The organism is Paenibacillus artemisiicola (genome assembly GCF_017652985.1).
Taxonomy (GTDB): Bacteria; Bacillota; Bacilli; order Paenibacillales; family Paenibacillaceae; genus Paenibacillus_Z; species Paenibacillus_Z artemisiicola.
Genome location: NZ_JAGGDJ010000026.1, coordinates 1 through 17,811 on the forward strand (window position 1 = coordinate 1; position 17,811 = coordinate 17,811).

Genomic DNA, 17,811 nt, shown 5'->3' on the forward strand with positions numbered 1-17,811 from the left:
ATTTGATACTTCTTTGAGAATAGCAAGTTTCTCCAACGCACTATACTTTCCTAGAGACATGAAAAAACTCCCCTTACGATAACAGGTTTTATTATTTCACCTGTCTACCGTATGGGGAGCATATCAATCATCGGCTGCCGTCGTTGTGCTAACGGGGAGAATAATTCCAGTATGTGGTATTATTAAACTGGGCCTGAACTCTAAGTTCGGTTGTGTTTCGTTGAAGTTATAACCCCAAAAATACTGTGGAGGAACTATTAATTATGGAGGTACTACCCATGAGGAATATAGATTACACGAATTATTTTTGGCAGGATGAAGCTATTAGACTGCGTGCGATACAGCCAGAAGATTGGGAAAGTCATTACATTAACCGTTTCGATACACCGGCACGGCGCTTGTTAGAATACTCTGTTGAGCTGCCACCTACCGTTTTAGAAGCTAAAGCTTTTGCAGAAAACTTCTCTGACTTTTCATCGAATCGACTTATGTTTACAATTGAGAATTTGAATGGTGAAAATGTTGGAGGAATTAATTTAAACAGTATCAATGAAAGAAATGGTACCTTTAGCATCGGGATTCAAATCGACAGAGATCATCGAGGAAAGGGATACGGTACACGGGCTGTACATTTACTCTTGAAGTATGCATTCTTCGAGCGGAGGCTTAATAAATTTAATGATTCTGTTCTTGAAGGGAATGAGGCATCGGCTGCAATGCTTAGGAATGTGGGGTGTATTCAAGAAGGGATTCGTCGTCAAGTAGTGTACACTAATGGAAGATACTACGATTCCATATTGTTTGGGCTAACCAAGGACGAATATATAGAACGTTTTCTCAAAGGTTCTGTGTAATCATACAGAACCAGAAATTAAGCGCTAACGGGACACGATAGTTCAATCATGACATGACGGCGGCCGGACCCAGAACGATAGGCTGCCGTCTTTGCGTTAACGGGCAGGTTTGTAGTACAGACTTCACGAATTAAATACCTGAATGTAAGGCATTGCTTTAGTGCTATATGTGACTTGAAGAAAACATAAATGAGGATGTCGAGAAAATGCGTTTAATAGAATCAATTCAGCCGGACAAAATTATGGTTAATGAGGTGGTTTGCATAAGATGTAATAAAAATGCGTTCCATCTACAAAGACATAAAACGGAAGGTGTAGCCAAAATAAAATGTACATCTTGTATGAATGGATTCTTTTTATTTGATAGTGGAGAACATTGGTATGATGTTTATGAAAAAAATCCGCCAAAAATAAAATGCAAACAATGCAAGAATGATGAGTATAAAATCTTTGCAGGGTTGCAATATCGAGAAATAGGAGGAGAGATATCTTGGGTATATATTGGTTCAAAGTGTACCAATTGTGAAAAAGAAGAGATTGAAGTCGATTGGAAAATAGATTATTCACCAACAAACGATTTAGAGAAAATTCTCTTTGATGAAGAGTTGAATCAGAAAAAGGAAAAGCTTGTATTCGATTTGTTACTTACTGATGAGGATTTTCATAAAGCTACAAAATTTTTAAATGGATTGGACCTAATTAATGGAAACAACATGAGAAAGTTTTATTATCATGTAGGCATGAAAGGGCAAGTTTATATGCTACAGTGGTCTGAAGATGAAGCCGAGGAGAAACTGCGGAAATTAATCGAATGGATTGATGTTAATTTGAAAAAATGGGGCAAAAAGCAATCATTTGCAAGTGAAAGTCTGTTATATTAGAACGCGAAAGGAGCTTGTTTTTGACTGAAGGTGAAGAATATCTTAGGATGTATCCTCAATTGAGAAAATGGATTAATCAATGCAATGCTTGTCAAGATACTGGATACAAGCCTGAATTGCCGAAAGAACTTTCAACCTACGGCGGTGAAACATCTTTCGCAGCAAAAAATCTTAGGAAGTTTTTCAAACCACTCCCATTAAATGAAATTGGTCTTTGTGCTGTTTGTAATAGATTTAATTGAACTACACATAAACGACGGCAGCCGGTCTCAGAACGATCGGCTGCCGTCGTTGCGCTAACGGGCAGGATAGCTCAATCGTATCTCGAATACTTTTGAATTGGAGTATTTAAGAAGTTCGCAAAAAAGAAGTTATCTGAATCCGGTGAAATACCAACTTTGTCTGAGGTGATTCAATGGAGTACAAGGATTTAAAAAACCTAATTCATGTTGATTTAATTGATTATAAAGAGATAGAGGGTATGAAGCTTATTTTACGTTTTAGAATTCATAGAGATTCAAACGAACAATCTTATACAGATTTGATTAACTTCGTAGGTGATACATCGTTAGATCAAGATGATGCTAAATTTCCATTAATTGAAATAGCGTTTGATTCTTATATAGGATTTTCAATAAGGAAGGAAAGTTACACATTATGGGATGATTATGAAGAGTTTGAAGGTAAGATATTTCGAGTTTTTGAGAAATCTAGGTACTTAGATTTTATTAGGTTAGCGACCTTTGCATCTGAAGAACACCCAGGTCCATTTAAACATTATGGAGTGGCAGGATTAAACCATATTGTAGACATTATTTCCTCTGATGATCCCATAGTAAGGGTCTAATCATTAGGTAGCTCAAGGAAGTACCGGCATCAGATAACACCATATTCACGCATCGGGCATTCGCACTTCATTAAGTTAAATGGGAACGTTAGCTCCAAAGGCAGGGAGGGCGCAAACCAGATATGGAGTCCAGACGATCGGTAAAAGCCTTTATTACATGGGAAAAAGACCCTGCACAATTTCCATTAAATATGTGGATAACGGACATTATTGTGAACTATGGTGAGCTGAAGGGAAAACATATAATTGGGAATTCATGGATGGTACCTGTGAGAATTACAGGCTTTGTTGCAGGTACCTGGGATACATTTGCAGACGTAGGTTTTCTTGTTGACGAAGCCCCTTGGCATCTCCTTGTAAGTGGATATACCTTTAGACTTTGGGCTGGGAAAGAGATTGCGACAGTCAAAATCCTTTAGCATTTCGGTACGTTTTTTATTGAGCCTATTTATGATTCCCTCATACGCTCGGTTGCCGTCGTTGCGCTAACGGAAAGGATAAATTAAAGTTGTTTCTCAATATTAAGCAAACAGAGATTTTGCGTAGTTGGTAGCTGATTTGCAGTACCTTCGTAATTGGCTGACCCTACGTTAACATTCGACTGCTATGCTGTGAGCGGGAGCGTCATGCTTATCCCGTTCTTTGACTTGCGTGGAATCGCAATAATTGCGGATTATCCAAGCCAGTGAATTTAAATCAATAGATATGACGATTAAGCACGGATACGCGCCAATTATCGGTAAAAGAAGGTGGCAGCTATCAAATCTTGGTTTTCGAGCCGAAGTCTACGCGTGGGGAAACGAACGGAACGCGGACGGCTCTTTCGAAAAAATCTGGCGATTGTGCTGTTCATCTCCAGCGTACCGATGGCGCTTATTGCCTTCAGCACGTATTTGATCAGTTCGAAGCAAATCGAGCGGGAAGTCGATTATACGCATCAGCTTCGGCTGATTCAGACGGCGGATCAGCTGAAGGAGCAATTCGGTCAGGTAGAAATCATCGTCAGTCAATATGCGCAGCAGGATTTGTTTCAAAATCAGCTGAATCACGAATCATATCAGGATAATTTTCGCCTGGCGCAAAATATGTTCGAGTTGCTTACGCGCCTTAACTCTGCCGATCGGATGATCAAGCGGGTTCAAATGTATGACAAGCGTGATGATACGCTGATTTCACCCGATGAAGGTGCTAGGGCCATTGTGAACCGACAGGATCGGGATAAGTATGCCGCGCTGCTGGATTCCGGTGAAGGGTTCTACTGGAAGTTCGGCGTCACTTCGAACCCCGACGCCCCGCTGACGTCGATGACACTCATTCATAAGCTGCCGGTGATCGCCACGGATCCGTATGGCGCATTCATCATCGACCTGGATCCAGAAGAAATGAACAGCCTGCTTCGCGTCTTAAATCCCGAGAATTCAGGCGCGGCGTTTATTTTGGACGATCAGATGGATTGGATCGCAAACGGCGCGGCGTCGGCCAGTCCACTTGCCGCCGCATTGCGGGATGAGATGGCGAAGGGCAAGAACGCCGGAGCATCATCGTTCAGATTCGATTGGGACGGTCAGACGTATGCGGTCGGACAGTACGAGCTGCCGAAGGTAGGCTTGAAATTCATAACGGCGACACCACTTAGTCTGCTGAGCCGGCCGACCATCCTTTTATCCCGGTTGATGATCGTGGCCAGCTTCGCCGGGCTGGTCATCGCCTTCCTGTTATCCTGGGTTGCGACCAACCAACTGTATCGTCCGATCAACAGGCTTGTGGGTTTATTTCGCAGCAAGCGGATCGGATCGGGATCGCATGACAGCAGGGATGAGCTCGCATTTATCGAGAAGCAGTGGCAGCATTTGACGTATGAGAGCCGGGAGTTTCAGGAGCGGTTCGAGAACAGCCTGCCGGCGCTTCGCAACGCGTTTCTAATTCAGTTCGTGGACGGTCAATATTATGTCATGTCGGAGCAGGAAATTCGGAAGCGGATGGAATCGTACGGCTGGAAGGTCGAAAGCAGAAGCTTCTCTTTCACCACTATCGAGCTGTTCGACCTTCCGGGGCAGGAAAACGGCTTCTCGGGCGGGGATGATAAGCAGCCAATTACTTTTGCCGCGGCCAATATCGTCGAAGAGCTGCTGCGCAGCCGTGCTCAGGACGTGAGCGTGGTTAACATCCAAGGCATGTCGCTGGGCATATTCCTAGCCTTCGAAGGGGTCGGGAACAAGGAGCAGCTGAAGGTGAAACTGATACAGCTTTCCGAGGAGATCATCCATTACCTGTACACGATGCTGAAGGTGAACGTCACGATCGGCGTGGGGAAGTTGACCGATCAGCTGAAATCGATTCCGGATCTGTATGCGCAGGCGAGGAAGGCGCACCGTTTCCGCGACCTGGATGCTGTCAATCAAATAATCGATCTAGACGGCTGGACGGAAATCGATTATGACGGCTTTACCTATCCGATGACGGCCGAGAAGGAGGTTTTGCAGGCACTGCGCACAAGCGATACCGGGGAAACGATGCGTCTAATCGAATCATTCATTGCGGAGCTTCACGCGAACTCCACCCAGGAATTCTACGTGCTACAGGGGATGCAACAATTGCTGGGCAGCATCCACTATACCCTGATTCAATCGGGCTGCAATCTTCATGAAATCTATGGCGTTGGCAATCTTTACGAAGAGCTTACCGGGCTGCGCAATAGCAGTGATGTGCTGTCATGGTGCCGATCGAGGTTGATCGAACCGTATATGCGCTGGGTCGCGGAGACGCAGGGCATGAAGCTGAAGCAGCTGGTGGAGCAGGTCATCATGGTCATTCACCGCGAATATATGACGGATATCACGCTGGAGTCGTGCGCCGATCTTCAGGGCACGTACATGAAGAAGCTAAGCCTCGGCTTTAAGCAGGTTACGGGCATGAATTTCATTGATTATTTGACCAAGGTTCGTCTGGACAAGGCGAAGGAACTCTTGCGGGAGACCGACAGCAAGATTCATGACATCGCCGAACAGGTAGGCTACCAGCCGTCGTATTTTACGCGCATCTTCAAAAAATACGAAGGCAAGACACCTGGTCAGTATCGCGGGGCATTGGGACAATCGTAAGTGGAGCACAATAGTAGACTGCGGGTGACAGCCTGCAGTCTTTTGTTATTTGCTGGACCCCCAGCCGCGTCGCAGTCTGCGGAGGGGAATTGCCGCAACATTCCGGGATTTCCGGCGATGGGACAAATATTCTTTTGGGATTGTAAAGGTGAAAAACCGGGCAGAGCCGCATAAATAGTAGACTTTCTGGCAGCAAACGAACGAGAAAATATGTCTCCTTGCCGGAAAATTGGTTGCTGCCTACAATCAAACTCGTGAAAGGAGGAGAGGCGCAATCAATCATTCAAAAGCAATCCCGGGCGCAGCCGGGGCAGTCGAACAAAGCAGGACGAAACGGAAAAAGGCTATCGGCCGGATCATGCGTGACAGGCAGCTGATCTTGCTCGCGCTGCCGGGCGCGGCGTTCATGATTCTATTCAAGTATGTACCATTGTGGGGCTTGATCATCGCCTTTATGGATTACTCGCCGTATAGGGGGCTGCTGCATAGTGATTGGGTAGGTCTGGCTCATTTTCGTCGCTTTTTCGAGAATTCGGATTTTATCCTGCTGTTCCGGAATACGCTGGGCATCAACCTGCTCAGCCTAATCTTCTTCTTCCCGCTGCCGATTATCTTGTCACTGCTGCTCAACGAAGTGCGTAACATGGCGTTCAAACGGATCGTGCAGTCCATCGTGTACCTGCCTCATTTTTTATCATGGGTTATTATCGCCGGCCTGTGCTTCCTCCTGCTCGGCTCGGAGGGCGTGGTCAACAAGCTCATCGCCGCCGCGGGTATGCAGCAGGTCGACTTTCTGACGAATCCCAAGCTGTTCTGGATCTTGCTGACGGCTCAATCGATCTGGAAGGAAGCGGGCTGGGGCACGATCATCTTCCTCGCGGCGATCGCAGGGGTCGATTCGAGATTATACGAGGCGGCGAGAATTGATGGAGCCGGCCGGCTGCGGCAGGCATGGCATATTACGCTGCCGGCGATCCGGGGCGTGATCGTCGTGCTGTTTATCTTGCGGATGGGCCATATGATGGACGTCGGCTTCGAGCAGGTGTATCTCATGGCTAATGGTGCCGTCGCCGATGTGGCGGATGTTTTCGACACCTATGTCTATCGTTTGGGCATCCAGCAGAGTCAGTACAGCTTCACGTCGGCGGTCGGCTTGTTTAAGTCTGTGATCGGATTCATTCTGGTGCTTATTGCCAACAGCTTGTCCAAACGTTTCGGGGAGGAGGGCGTGTATTAAGATGAAAGAGCGATGGGGGAGCCGAGCGTTCAATGCCGGCAATCTGATTGTGCTTGCCGTGCTGGCGGCGGTTACACTGTTCCCGATCTACTATGTCTTCGTCATCTCCTTCGTCACCCCGGAACAGTATTACCGCGGCGGCCTGATTTTGTTCCCGGAGAAGTGGACGCTCGAATCGTACCGGTATCTGCTTTCAACCGGCTCGTTCGTCCGTGCGTCGGGAGTCAGCGCGTTTCTCGCGACGGTAGGAACGGCGTGCAGCCTCATTGTGACAGCTTCTTTCGCCTATGCGCTATCCCGCAAGCGGATGCCGGGTAGGAAAACGCTCCTGCTGCTGGTCCTGCTAACGACGCTGCTAAACCCGGGCATAATTCCGCACTATCTGCTCGTGCGAGATATCGGATTGATTAACAGCTTATGGTCGCTCATCATTCCTTCGCTCACCAGCGGCTGGTACATCTTCTTAATGAAAGGATTTTTCGACAGCGTGCCAGCCAGCCTGGAGGAAGCGGCGAAAATCGACGGCAGCTCCGACATCGGCGTATGGGCAAAAATCATTCTTCCGCTCTCGATGCCGTCGATCGCGGCGGTCGGCTTGTTTTACGCGGTGGGCTATTGGAATACGTTCTTCAATGCGGTGCTGTATATTAACGACGCCGGCAAATATCCGCTACAGGTGCTGCTGCAGAACATGCTGATCGATTCATCTACGGCACTGGGAGGCGACGGGTCCGATCTGAGCCTGGAGAAGCGGATGCCTCCGGAAATGCTGAAGATGGCCGCCGTCATCGTGGCGACCGTACCGATTCTGTTCGTGTATCCGTTCCTGCAGAAGCATTTTACCAAAGGCGTCATGCTGGGCTCCGTGAAGGAGTAGCCGGCAGCCCTTTTACTATAGATGAGTCGATAACAAGGAGGATGTTCATGAAATCGGTAGGAAAGAAATGGCTGCTTCCGCTGCTTGCGTTCGTGCTTCTGGCGGCTGGCTGCGGCAAGGAAGCTGGAAATGATGCGGCTTCGAACAGCAATGGTTCAGGTACCACGACTTCGGACAATGCAACCTCAGGTGCTACAGAGGACAAGATCACGGAAATTACGGTCATGTCGCCTTATTATCAACCGGAGCCTTTCGCCGACGACAACGTGATCAAGCGGGAATACGAGAAGCGCACGAACATGAAAATGGACGTCACGCTCATCTCCAGCAATAATTACGAGGAAAAAGCGAACGTTACGCTCGCATCCGGCGATATTCCGGATCTGATGGTGCTGACGGATCCCTTCACCCCGAACGTGCTTACTATGATGGAGCAGGGCGCCTTCTGGGATATTACGCCATACATTAAAGATTACCCGAATTTGGCGGCGTATCCGGCGGACATCTGGAACAATACGAAGGTTAAGGGCAAGAACTATATGATTCCGCGCGTGCGCGCGCTTGACGGTGACAGCTTCCCGATTATTCGCCAGGATTGGCTGGACAAGCTCGGACTGCCGGTTCCGCAGACGCTGGACGATTTGTATAACGTCATGGAAGCCTTTACCGAGAAGGACCCGGACGGCGACGGACAAAAAGATACGTACGGCTTTACGGGAAGCGTGGACTCGGATGCGATGGGCAACTTCGTCATCTTTCAAAACCTGTTCAATAACGCCAACGGCAAATGGAAACTCGATGGTGACAAGCTCGAAGATACCGATTTGCTGCCGGGCACGCGCGACATGCTGGTTTACCTAAACAAGGCGTTCACCGAAGGACTGATTCCGAAGGATTTTGCCCTCATGAAGACGTCGCAACACGAGGATCAGTTGAAATCGAACAAGGCGGGCATCTTCAACAATACGCTCAACAACATCAACAACATTGGGGTCGACCTGGTGAAGGTCGCGCCTGACGCGCAGTTGATGTCGCCGCTCTATATGATCAGCCCGAACGGCGCGAAGATGTCGATCAAGGGTACGGGGATGGCCGGCGCGCTCGTCATTCCGAAGAAGACCGTGTCCGAACAGAAATTGAAGGCGATACTCGCCATGCTCGACTACGGCGGTTCTCCGGATGGCTTGATGTTGAAGAAGGGCTTGCTGGGCGTTCACATCAAGGAAGCGGAATGCGGATACGTGGATTTGCCGCAGAAGCAGCTCGACAACTTCGGCGACATCGGTCAAATCTTCAACGGGTATGACAAATATGGCCGCGTGCCTGCGGCGGGCGCGTTCGTGACCTGCCAGCAGTATGCGGATATGCAGAAGCTAATCGATGACCGCGCGCAGTACAGCATCGGCAGCCCTGCGGTCGGCTTACAAAGCCCGACGTACAATGAAGTGGGACCGGAATATATGAAGAAGATTCAAGACTTGAAAATCCAGGTCATCATGGGCAAACAGCCGATCGAGTCATGGGACAAGTACGTGAGCGAATTGAAGGCGGATACCAAGTACCAGCAGATTAGCAAAGAAATGAACGAAGCGTATCAAGACCGTTTTGCCAAATAAGTCATTGCCAGGCCGCTTGCCGCCTTTAATCGGTAGGCGGCAAGTGTGCCATAAGGGGGACCTAGCGGATGAACATGACGTTTCTGGGAACGGGCGCGGCTGAAGGGGTACCGTCTTACTTTTGCCGCTGCACGCTGTGCAGCCGGATCCGGGAGGCGGGCGGACGAAACATTCGCAGCCGAACTTCATTTCGCATTGACGCGCAACATCAGATCGATTTTAGCCCGGATATTTTCTATCAGATGATCAAGCTTGGATTGGACGTATACGACCTGGAGCATCTGCTGATCACCCATACGCATAAGGATCATTTCGCCGTCGGTGAAATCATGTCCAAGCTGAACCGTATCGAGCACAACAATCGGCCGCTGCATGTCTATCTGAGCGAGCCGGCAGCCGAATGGAGCGCCAAACTGCTCGCCGTATATGGCCTTGACGCAACGCCCGGCCGGTCGAATTGGGATGGTAAGTTTATCATTCACCCGCTTCGATATTTCGAAAGCTATGATGTCGGAAGGTTGAAAGTGACCACCGTGCCCGGCAATCACTATGGCATGAGCCGGAGCGAGCTCGCGATTAATTATCTTATTGAACTGCCGGATGGCAGGAAGCTGCTGTATGCTTCGGACACCGGCTGGTACACGGAGGCTACATGGCGGTTCCTGGAGGGAAAGTCGGTGGATCTGCTCATTATGGAGTGCACGTTCGGCAATCGCGAAGGGTATCCGAAGTATGCGGATTCTCATCTGGATATCCCCAACTATGTATTGATGCTGGAGCGCATGAAAGAGATCGAATTCGTGCATGAACATACGCGGGTATGGGCGACACACATTAATACGGCTCATCATCTGCTGCACGACGAAATGCAGGCAGAATTCGACCGCTCCGGTTACCGGGTTGTCGTTGCGTACGACGGGCTGGCTATCGATGCAGACGGCATTTGAGCGGCCCTGTATTAATTTCGAGATAAAGGCGGTTACCATATTTGAATACTTTGGCAAATCAACAACGCGTTCTTCGGTTGGAAGGCGCCTATAACGTAAGGGATCTCGGCGGTTACGAAACGAAAGACGGCAGCATGACGCGTTGGGGGCTGCTCTACCGGGCGGACAACCTGCACGCGTTAAGTGAGGGAAGCCGGCAGGAACTTGTGAAGCGGGGGATCACTACGGTTATCGACCTGAGATACAGCAGCGAGCTGGCCTTGCAGCGGGACGTATTCTCGGATTCAAGAGATGCGGCCTATCATAACGTCAGTCTCGTGCTTGCGAGTCAAGGCGATTATGTGCGCGGCTTAGGAGAGCAATATATCGATCTGCTTGAAGGGGCCAAGGAACCAATTCGACGCGTATTCGAGCTGTTGGCGGGCTCCACCGAGAACGGTGCGGCGTTGTTTCACTGCAAAGTCGGCAAGGACCGTACGGGTATCATCGCGGCGCTGCTGCTGGAGTTGGCGGGCGTTCCGCACGCGACCATCGCGGAGGATTACGCGCTGACAGCCGGATGCCTCGCTCCCTTGATGGATGAGCTGCGCCAAGACCGTCCGCCGGCGGTGAGCCCGGAAGCGTACGAGGTTCATCTCGGGAGTCCGCCGGAAAATATGATCGTGTTGCTGAATCACTTAATGTCGGCCTACGGAGATGCAGAGGGCTACTTGAGATCGAGCGGGATAGAGCCTGAACAGATTCAAGCGCTGAAGCAGCGGATGCTTGCAGACTAGATAGATGCGATTGAGGAAAGGACAGATTGCGAATGGAAATGACAGTCATGACCTACAACTTGCGGACGAGCACGTCAAAGGACGGCGATAACGACTGGGTTTACCGTTCTGGTCAGGCGACTCGAATGATTCGAGATCATGAGCCGGTAATCGTCGGCACTCAGGAAATGCGCGCCCATATGCTGGCAGAGCTGCAGTTAGATGAGTTTGCCTGGGTCGGCGAGGGACGTCGGGGAGGCAGCGAGGACGAGCACTGTGCGATCTTTTATAAGAAGGCAGTCGTAGCGATGCTTGAGCACGGCACCTTTTGGTTGTCGGAGCGTCCCGAAACGCCTAGTATGGGCTGGGATACTTCGCTGCCCCGCGTCTGCACATGGGCGCATATGCGGTATCTAGTGGACGACACCGAGTTCGTCGTGTTCAATACGCATCTGGATCATAAAGGCGCGCTCGCGAAGGAAATGGGGATCAAGTTGATTTGGAGCCGGATCCAGGAAATGCGCGAACGTAAGCATTTGCCCATCATCCTTATGGGAGATTTCAACTCCACCCCGGGGGAGATCGTGGTTCGCATCATGCGAGGAGAGGCGCCCGTCATGGACGGCTTCGTGGATATGCGGGATACATACGCGGTGATTGACGGCCCTGTAGGCACGTCCGCCAATCCGAATTTCTCTGGGAATACGGAGGGCGAGACGATTGATTATATTTTCGTCACGCCAGACATTACTGTTCTCTCCGCCGAGATCGACCGGCGCCGCATCGACGGCAAGTTTCCTTCGGATCATTATCCGGTGGTGGCGCGACTGCGGTTGAGTCCAGACATTATTAAGTAGTTAACCAACTAGCGCAGAAGAAAGCGGAGCAATTGTCCACGTCTCTTCTGTGCTTGTTGTTTCCATAGTACCAGTCGAGCCTGATGTGGAGCTTAGAAAGACATAGACTACTTCCTGACGATGATGAAGCAGCCTGCGAGGCTGCTTTTTGTTTGAACTCGATTACAACGTACTTCCAATGGATAAGATTGAGTCGTAAGACACCGTACTCGACAGCTTCCCCGGTTAAAGGTGTCGGAGCCGATTTCGCTGACATCGCCTTCGGATCGATCGTCTCGAATCAACACGCAGAAGTTATTCATTCGTAGCGTGACAAAGACCGCGTCTGGTTACGATATCGTCATCGCACGGGCGCAGTTTACGCAACTCGACACCGACCAGTTATTCGTACAAGCCGGCGGCAAGCGAGTGTTAATCGCTTCGATATCACAAGCGTGCATGGGATCTGGGGAATAATAATGTGTGCTGGGAGCAGACGTATTCCGTGCAAACAACGGATACGCCGGAATTTCTTCTGTTAACTGGCTTCCACTATATGAAATCTTTTCAAAAACGTTAGCCATTCCGATCGACGCCAACAAATAGAACGTTAAAGGCGCTAGGTGGACAGCAAAAGAAACGGCTGCCGGTTAATGCCGGCTGCCGTTTTTTATTCTTATATGATTTTAATATGCGGCTACCGGCCGAAGCTTATCATCACAAGCACGAATCGATCGAGGCCGACATCAAGCCTAACAGTGCATAGATGCCTGGCATGCAGACCTATATACACAGCAGCGATCTGAGGAAAGCGGCGAGCAGCGATATGGCTTGGCGCCGACCGAAAACATAGACGAGCCCATCAATACGCTTCATGACCGGTGTACAGATAAACGAGGGTAAAACGACAGTCCGTGCAGGATTGAAATGGTTTCATTACTTAACGGACAGACTAACGAAGATTACCCATCAAAATGGGAAAAAATAAACTCGAGGTGGAATTATGAAAAGAATACTGTCCGTGATGTTAGGTAGTATCCTTCTAGTTGGTGCTTCAACAGTTCATGCTGATTCGGCACAGAAAAACACACCTTCGAAAGGTTACACTGAAAATACACCGACAAAAAATAGAGCTGAAGCTCGTATGGATGTTAAAGTTACGTATGTCTTAGATGGATACGGAACGAAAGATAAACCTTTCAGTGATGCGTCGTTTAAACCTATTCCTAATGCTCGCTTAATAATCATTGATTGCAATGGAAAAATTGTTGGAAACGGTATAACGGATAGTAAGGGGGAGTGGAGCATGAAAATTAATACTCCTATTGATCGACGATTTCCAACTAAGAATATGGGTATAGTGACTGTTATCGCCGTAGCGGATGGTTTTAACGAATTCATTAATTTTAATGTGCTCGTTAACGAAAATGGAGATGGAGCGGGTAAGGTAGGGATGGTTCTTAGACCGATTATACCCGACTCTCGAAACGAACCATTATTCAATGCCCAGTTTCACCGTTTTACGGTATTTGATATGTTGGATTACTATGCAAAGAAAGTTGGACTTGTAAAACAGAAACAGATTCAAGGAGCAGTGGGCTTTGGTGAGGTTGATATGCCATGGAGTGCGACAATTAACTAAAAAAATTTGATACTAGGAGCACATACTTTCACAATGTTTTTCCAATCATACTGTTCATGATAAACGTCTGGTGCTAGCCCAGAACAGAATCGCCAACAAGCCTTTGCGGGCTCCAAGCCAGCATACCTCGCTCCATCCAGAAAAGGCGTACATACTTCATACCTGACCGGATATGACTTTGTCCCAACCACAGACAAGATGATTACATAAACTTGATTTCTGATGGAGTTGCACACGGCTTTACCCGACATGGAATAGCTGGGATGTTCAAAGCCGGTTTCCATGGCAACTGCGGTAATGCTAATAACGGGGTCAAGCAGCAATTGCCTCGGCCTATCGTTGCGCAGAAAAGTGATGTTTTGCATATAGGAGGCTCGCATAAGGCTATTGAAGACAAGCTTTTGGAGCTAAGTGAACATACACCAGGCTGGTAAATCTATTTGTCACTTATTTATATCTGACTGGACTGCTTCTTGAACGTAGCAGGGTCTGCTGCAGGAATTTCGATTATGACTCTTGTCCCCTCGCCCGGCCGGCTTTTAATAGTGACGTCGTATTGATCGCCGTAAGCAAGCTTAATCCGTTTACGGGAATTTTCGATACCGAAGCCCTTATACAGCTGCTGAAGCTCAGAGGAGGCAATGGTATTCAGCGTTCTTGCATCGAAGCCTAAACCGTTATCATCAATGATGAAGAAAATGCTGCTGCCTTCGAGATAGGCTGCAATCCGCAGAAGGCCACCAGTCTTCTTCGGGTTCAGTCCGTGCAGGATGGCGTTCTCCACAAAAGGCTGCAAAATAAGCTTCATGCAGGTACAGTCAGCAACCTGTTCATCGATGTCCCATTCCACCTTATAATTGGCGTCATAGGTGAACTTCTGCACATTGACGTACTCCCTAATGAGCTGTAGTTCATCCTGAACCCGGATCGTTTCTTTTCCCTTATTTAAGCTCAGCCGGTAGAATCGAACAAGCGAATCGATGACCCCGTCAAGATCTTTGTATTTCGGCGTGTTCACCGCCCATTTCATAGAGGACAGGGAGTTGTACAGGAAGTGGGGGTTAATTTGCGCCTGCAGAATTTCCATCTCCATCGCTTTCTTCGCAACTTCTGCTTCCAACTGTTTCTCGGTCAGCTTATTAATTCGAGCGATCATTGTGTTCAGCAGCTTTCCGATATCCGCTACTTCATCATGACCTGGCGTATTGAATGTAATATCTGTATTGCCGGTATCACGGATATGCTTAATTTTATCCATCAACTTGTCGAGACGCTTCGTAATGAGATTCGCCAGGAGAAACGAAATAATGGTGACCAGCACAATCGACAACACAATCGTTAGCCGCGTGATTTTGCGAATGGAAGCAATTTGATCCGTAATATAGCTCTTCGGATATGAGATTAAAATCGTGCCATGATTAAGGGGTGTCTTCCCATATACGAGAATATGATCCTGGTCCTTGATCGTGCCGAACCTGCTGCTAATAGACAGAACGGCGTTGATGGAGCTGTCCGCAATCGATCCTTGTCCAAAGCTCGTAAGAACTTGCCGACGCTCGTCGATGTAGATCCCGGCGCTTTCCTCGGACAGCTTCAAATTTTTGAAGACATCGTCCAGCATTTTGACTGGTATATACATATCGGCAATGCCCAACAACGAACCGTTATAGCTATTGATGCTTCTTGAGAAGGTAAGGATCTTTTCATATTGCTTGTCCGTGCTTCCGGCTTTCTCGCTCAGGGTGAAATAACCGAGCTCGCTGTTTTGGTTGACTTTAATCATTGAAGAGGTAGGGAGCCAGGAGAACTGAATCTCATCATTCAGCAGCTTCTTGTAATTAGGGTTGTCTGCAATTTCATCAATGCTGGCGATGTTTCGATTGCCACTCAACAGCGACTGGTTGGTCGTATAGATCATAATGTCGGCTGATGGCTGAATGAGCCGAAGATCATAGAAGGTTGGATCGATTACATCGATGTAGGCCTCGTTCAGCCCTTGAATATCCTGGCTGAAATCGGTCATCAGCACGGTACGAAGCTGCTTGTTATTAAAGAGGGCATCACTCTCCTTGCGGCTTAGATCCAGCTTATAATTAATATCCTCCGTCACCTGGTTCAATTCTTTCTCTAGTGAAGATTCGGCCTCCTTGATCATGAAGCCCTCCGACTTTTGATAGGAATATTCGCCTACAACGATAATCGGAACAATAATAACCGCCATATAAACAAGAGATAGCTTATAGCGGAGCTTGAGGTTAAACGTAAAATTGCGATGGACTTTCCGAAAGTTGATCATATGACGCCTCGGTCGCGATATTCGAGCGGTGTCATGCCGCATCTTTCCTTGAATACCGTGCTGAAATAGGAGTTGTTTTTGTAACCAACCTTCTCAGAAATCTCGTATACCTTCAGCAGCGAGCCTTTTAGCAGCTTCTTGGCTTCCTCAATTCGGGTGCCGGCGAGGTGCTCCATGAGCGTTTCACCGGTTTCCTTCCTGAAGATATAGTTTGTATAGCAAGGACTCAGGTACACCTTCGAGGCAATGCTCGATACGGATAACTCTTCGAAATAATGCTCCTCCATAAAGGCCAGAATTGTATCGATCACCTTCTTGTTTTTCTTGTGGTGTTTCGAATTGAGATGAAGGCTGACAGACTCAATCAGGGATTTCAGCCACTGCTGCAACTCAGGGATCGTGTGCATCTGCGAAATCTTCTCGAAGACGATGAATTCATTATCAAAAATGCTGCTTAAGCTTTCGTTCAGCTCAATAAGATGAATCTGGATATAAGAAATGACGCTGATACAAACGAACTGAATGTACTGGCGGTTCATTTCGTCTCTGTCATGGTGAAACAGCTCGTCGACGAACTTGCTGATATCGGAGCGCTCGCCGGTTTTGAGTAGATATTTCAACTCGTTCTGTACGGCGACGGCGTTAAAAGTGTTGAGTTCGTTTGGACTGCTGTCACTGTAGATATCGGCATAATTAATCGTCTGATTGGCACCGAGATAAGACTTGAATTTTAGCGCATCGCAAGCCTCCTGATAGCGGCGCCCGATATGGAGGATGTCTGTAGTCGAACTGCTCACGCCAATGGTAAGCACTAGTCCGAACTGGCTGTGGATGCCGCTTTTCAGCTTGTCTGCCAGCGCCTCTGTCGTGAAGTCCTTTGCGCTGTCCTCCGAATGATTCAGAATAAGCGCGAATCTCGCTTTATCCACTGAGGTGATACAGAAGCTGCTGCCGAGACCCGATTCCATACAAATTTTCTCGATGCATTCGGCGATCTTCATGTGAAGCAGTTGCTTAGAAATTTCGGACGATTCGCCGAGCTTTCCGCCGGAGCCGTCAAGCTCTGTCATCATGACAATGAATTGACCCGGCATCAGGCGCGCGTCAAGGAACTTGTTTTTGTCCCAGACCTCGTCGCTCGATTCGAATTTGCCGATCAGAATATCCTTATAAAATTGTTCTCGCAAAATAGGAAGGCTCTCTCTCAGACGCCTTAGCAAATCCTCTTCTTCCTTGCGTCGCTCTAACTCGCGGATATGGATGCCGGTCACTTTGCTTACCGTAGCCAGCAGCTCTCCGGAGATAACCGGCTTGAGTACATAGCCCATCGCATCAAGATCAATTGCGGATTTCACAAAATTAAAATTATCGAAACAGCTCATAAAGATGACTTTGATGTCGGGGAGGAAGGAGCGTATCTCCTCGATCATTTTAAAGCCGTCGAATTGGGGCATGACGATATCCGTGATGATAATATCTGGAAGCAACTGCTTTGCTTTCTCGATTCCTTCCCTGCCATTCTCCGCTTCGCCGACAATGTGGATTCCGATGCTGTCCCAGTTGAATATGTCCCGTATGCCTTCACGTTCTGCTGGCTTGTCGTCAACAATCAATAGTTTGAGCGCATAATGATCCATAACAGACTCCTTCATCACTTAATGGACAACTATGAAGCGCCCTCTTATCAAGAAAGCGCTTTCCCTTTTTTGCGAGCAATCCCTTTACCAGCGTAAGGTCAAATCTTTAATGTATTTTGACATAGGAATACAGCGGTTTTCAAGTGTTTCTCTAGGTTTGAAAATAACAGAATGTGGATGATTTTGGTCAATATTAGAATTCATCGATTTGTTATAGAATACATGAGTATACTTACAAATCTTGCATTTTAAGTAATAGTGATTTTGATGTAAACCAACATATTT

15 protein-coding genes are annotated in these 17,811 nt (G+C 48.1%); 13 read left to right on the forward strand and 2 right to left on the reverse strand.

Annotated elements, in window-relative coordinates:
• The first annotated feature begins 278 nt into the window (after positions 1-278).
• The 13 genes from I8J29_RS22520 (at position 279) to I8J29_RS22580 (ending at position 13,593) form a co-directional block, all read left to right on the forward strand.
• Positions 279-854, forward strand: coding sequence for a GNAT family N-acetyltransferase (locus I8J29_RS22520; protein WP_208849721.1), 576 nt, complete (start codon positions 279-281; stop codon positions 852-854).
• A 206-nt stretch (positions 855-1,060) separates the two neighbouring features.
• Positions 1,061-1,735 (forward strand): hypothetical protein, encoded by a 675-nt coding sequence (locus I8J29_RS22525; RefSeq protein WP_208849722.1) that lies wholly within the window; start codon positions 1,061-1,063, stop codon positions 1,733-1,735.
• 20 nt (positions 1,736-1,755) lie between these two features.
• Positions 1,756-1,977 (forward strand): hypothetical protein, encoded by a 222-nt coding sequence (locus I8J29_RS22530; RefSeq protein ID WP_208849723.1) that lies wholly within the window; start codon positions 1,756-1,758, stop codon positions 1,975-1,977.
• 173 nt (positions 1,978-2,150) lie between these two features.
• Positions 2,151-2,582: a hypothetical protein gene (locus I8J29_RS22535; protein WP_208849724.1), complete on the forward strand. Its 432-nt coding sequence runs from the start codon at positions 2,151-2,153 to the stop codon at positions 2,580-2,582.
• 122 nt (positions 2,583-2,704) lie between these two features.
• Positions 2,705-3,001, forward strand: coding sequence for a hypothetical protein (locus I8J29_RS22540; RefSeq protein WP_208849725.1), 297 nt, complete (start codon positions 2,705-2,707; stop codon positions 2,999-3,001).
• Between the two features lie 372 nt (positions 3,002-3,373).
• On the forward strand, positions 3,374-5,683 hold the full coding sequence (locus I8J29_RS22545; RefSeq protein WP_208849726.1) for a helix-turn-helix domain-containing protein: 2,310 nt from the start codon (positions 3,374-3,376) through the stop codon (positions 5,681-5,683).
• A gap of 358 nt (positions 5,684-6,041) precedes the next feature.
• Positions 6,042-6,920 (forward strand): ABC transporter permease, encoded by an 879-nt coding sequence (locus I8J29_RS22550; protein ID WP_208849727.1) that lies wholly within the window; start codon positions 6,042-6,044, stop codon positions 6,918-6,920.
• A gap of 1 nt (position 6,921) precedes the next feature.
• Positions 6,922-7,797 (forward strand): carbohydrate ABC transporter permease, encoded by an 876-nt coding sequence (locus tag I8J29_RS22555; RefSeq protein WP_208849728.1) that lies wholly within the window; start codon positions 6,922-6,924, stop codon positions 7,795-7,797.
• A 47-nt stretch (positions 7,798-7,844) separates the two neighbouring features.
• On the forward strand, positions 7,845-9,413 hold the full coding sequence (locus I8J29_RS22560) for an extracellular solute-binding protein (RefSeq protein ID WP_208849729.1): 1,569 nt from the start codon (positions 7,845-7,847) through the stop codon (positions 9,411-9,413).
• A 68-nt stretch (positions 9,414-9,481) separates the two neighbouring features.
• Positions 9,482-10,360, forward strand: coding sequence for an MBL fold metallo-hydrolase (locus tag I8J29_RS22565; RefSeq protein WP_208849730.1), 879 nt, complete (start codon positions 9,482-9,484; stop codon positions 10,358-10,360).
• A 41-nt stretch (positions 10,361-10,401) separates the two neighbouring features.
• Positions 10,402-11,136 carry a tyrosine-protein phosphatase gene (locus I8J29_RS22570; protein ID WP_208849731.1) on the forward strand — a complete coding sequence of 245 codons (735 nt, stop codon included), beginning with the start codon at positions 10,402-10,404 and terminating at the stop codon, positions 11,134-11,136.
• Between the two features lie 32 nt (positions 11,137-11,168).
• Positions 11,169-11,972: an endonuclease/exonuclease/phosphatase family protein gene (locus tag I8J29_RS22575; protein ID WP_208849732.1), complete on the forward strand. Its 804-nt coding sequence runs from the start codon at positions 11,169-11,171 to the stop codon at positions 11,970-11,972.
• A 982-nt stretch (positions 11,973-12,954) separates the two neighbouring features.
• On the forward strand, positions 12,955-13,593 hold the full coding sequence (locus I8J29_RS22580) for a hypothetical protein (RefSeq protein ID WP_143089067.1): 639 nt from the start codon (positions 12,955-12,957) through the stop codon (positions 13,591-13,593).
• A gap of 451 nt (positions 13,594-14,044) precedes the next feature.
• Here the strand turns inward: I8J29_RS22580 and I8J29_RS22585 are convergent, their stop codons facing one another.
• Both I8J29_RS22585 and I8J29_RS22590 read right to left on the reverse strand, forming a co-directional pair.
• The gene (locus tag I8J29_RS22585) at positions 14,045-15,889 is read right to left on the reverse strand and encodes a sensor histidine kinase (RefSeq protein WP_208849733.1); all 1,845 of its coding nucleotides are present in this window, start codon (positions 15,887-15,889) and stop codon (positions 14,045-14,047) included.
• Positions 15,886-17,526, reverse strand: coding sequence for a response regulator (locus I8J29_RS22590; RefSeq protein WP_208849734.1), 1,641 nt, complete (start codon positions 17,524-17,526; stop codon positions 15,886-15,888). The genes I8J29_RS22585 and I8J29_RS22590 overlap by 4 nt, the downstream gene beginning before the upstream one ends.
• Positions 17,527-17,811: the final 285 nt, after the last annotated feature.

Bases quoted from the DNA above. Each gene is read 5' to 3' on its own strand.
- I8J29_RS22520 (WP_208849721.1), top strand. From the start codon at position 279: ATGAGGAATATAGATTACACGAATTATTTTTGGCAGGATGAAGCTATT.
- I8J29_RS22525 (WP_208849722.1), top strand. From the start codon at position 1,061: ATGCGTTTAATAGAATCAATTCAGCCGGACAAAATTATGGTTAATGAG.
- I8J29_RS22535 (WP_208849724.1), top strand. From the start codon at position 2,151: ATGGAGTACAAGGATTTAAAAAACCTAATTCATGTTGATTTAATTGAT.
- I8J29_RS22540 (WP_208849725.1), top strand. From the start codon at position 2,705: ATGGAGTCCAGACGATCGGTAAAAGCCTTTATTACATGGGAAAAAGAC.
- I8J29_RS22550 (WP_208849727.1), top strand. From the start codon at position 6,042: ATGCGTGACAGGCAGCTGATCTTGCTCGCGCTGCCGGGCGCGGCGTTC.
- I8J29_RS22555 (WP_208849728.1), top strand. From the start codon at position 6,922: ATGAAAGAGCGATGGGGGAGCCGAGCGTTCAATGCCGGCAATCTGATT.
- I8J29_RS22560 (WP_208849729.1), top strand. From the start codon at position 7,845: ATGAAATCGGTAGGAAAGAAATGGCTGCTTCCGCTGCTTGCGTTCGTG.
- I8J29_RS22565 (WP_208849730.1), top strand. From the start codon at position 9,482: ATGAACATGACGTTTCTGGGAACGGGCGCGGCTGAAGGGGTACCGTCT.
- I8J29_RS22575 (WP_208849732.1), top strand. From the start codon at position 11,169: ATGGAAATGACAGTCATGACCTACAACTTGCGGACGAGCACGTCAAAG.
- I8J29_RS22580 (WP_143089067.1), top strand. From the start codon at position 12,955: ATGAAAAGAATACTGTCCGTGATGTTAGGTAGTATCCTTCTAGTTGGT.
- I8J29_RS22585 (WP_208849733.1), bottom strand. From the start codon at position 15,889: ATGATCAACTTTCGGAAAGTCCATCGCAATTTTACGTTTAACCTCAAG.
- I8J29_RS22590 (WP_208849734.1), bottom strand. From the start codon at position 17,526: ATGGATCATTATGCGCTCAAACTATTGATTGTTGACGACAAGCCAGCA.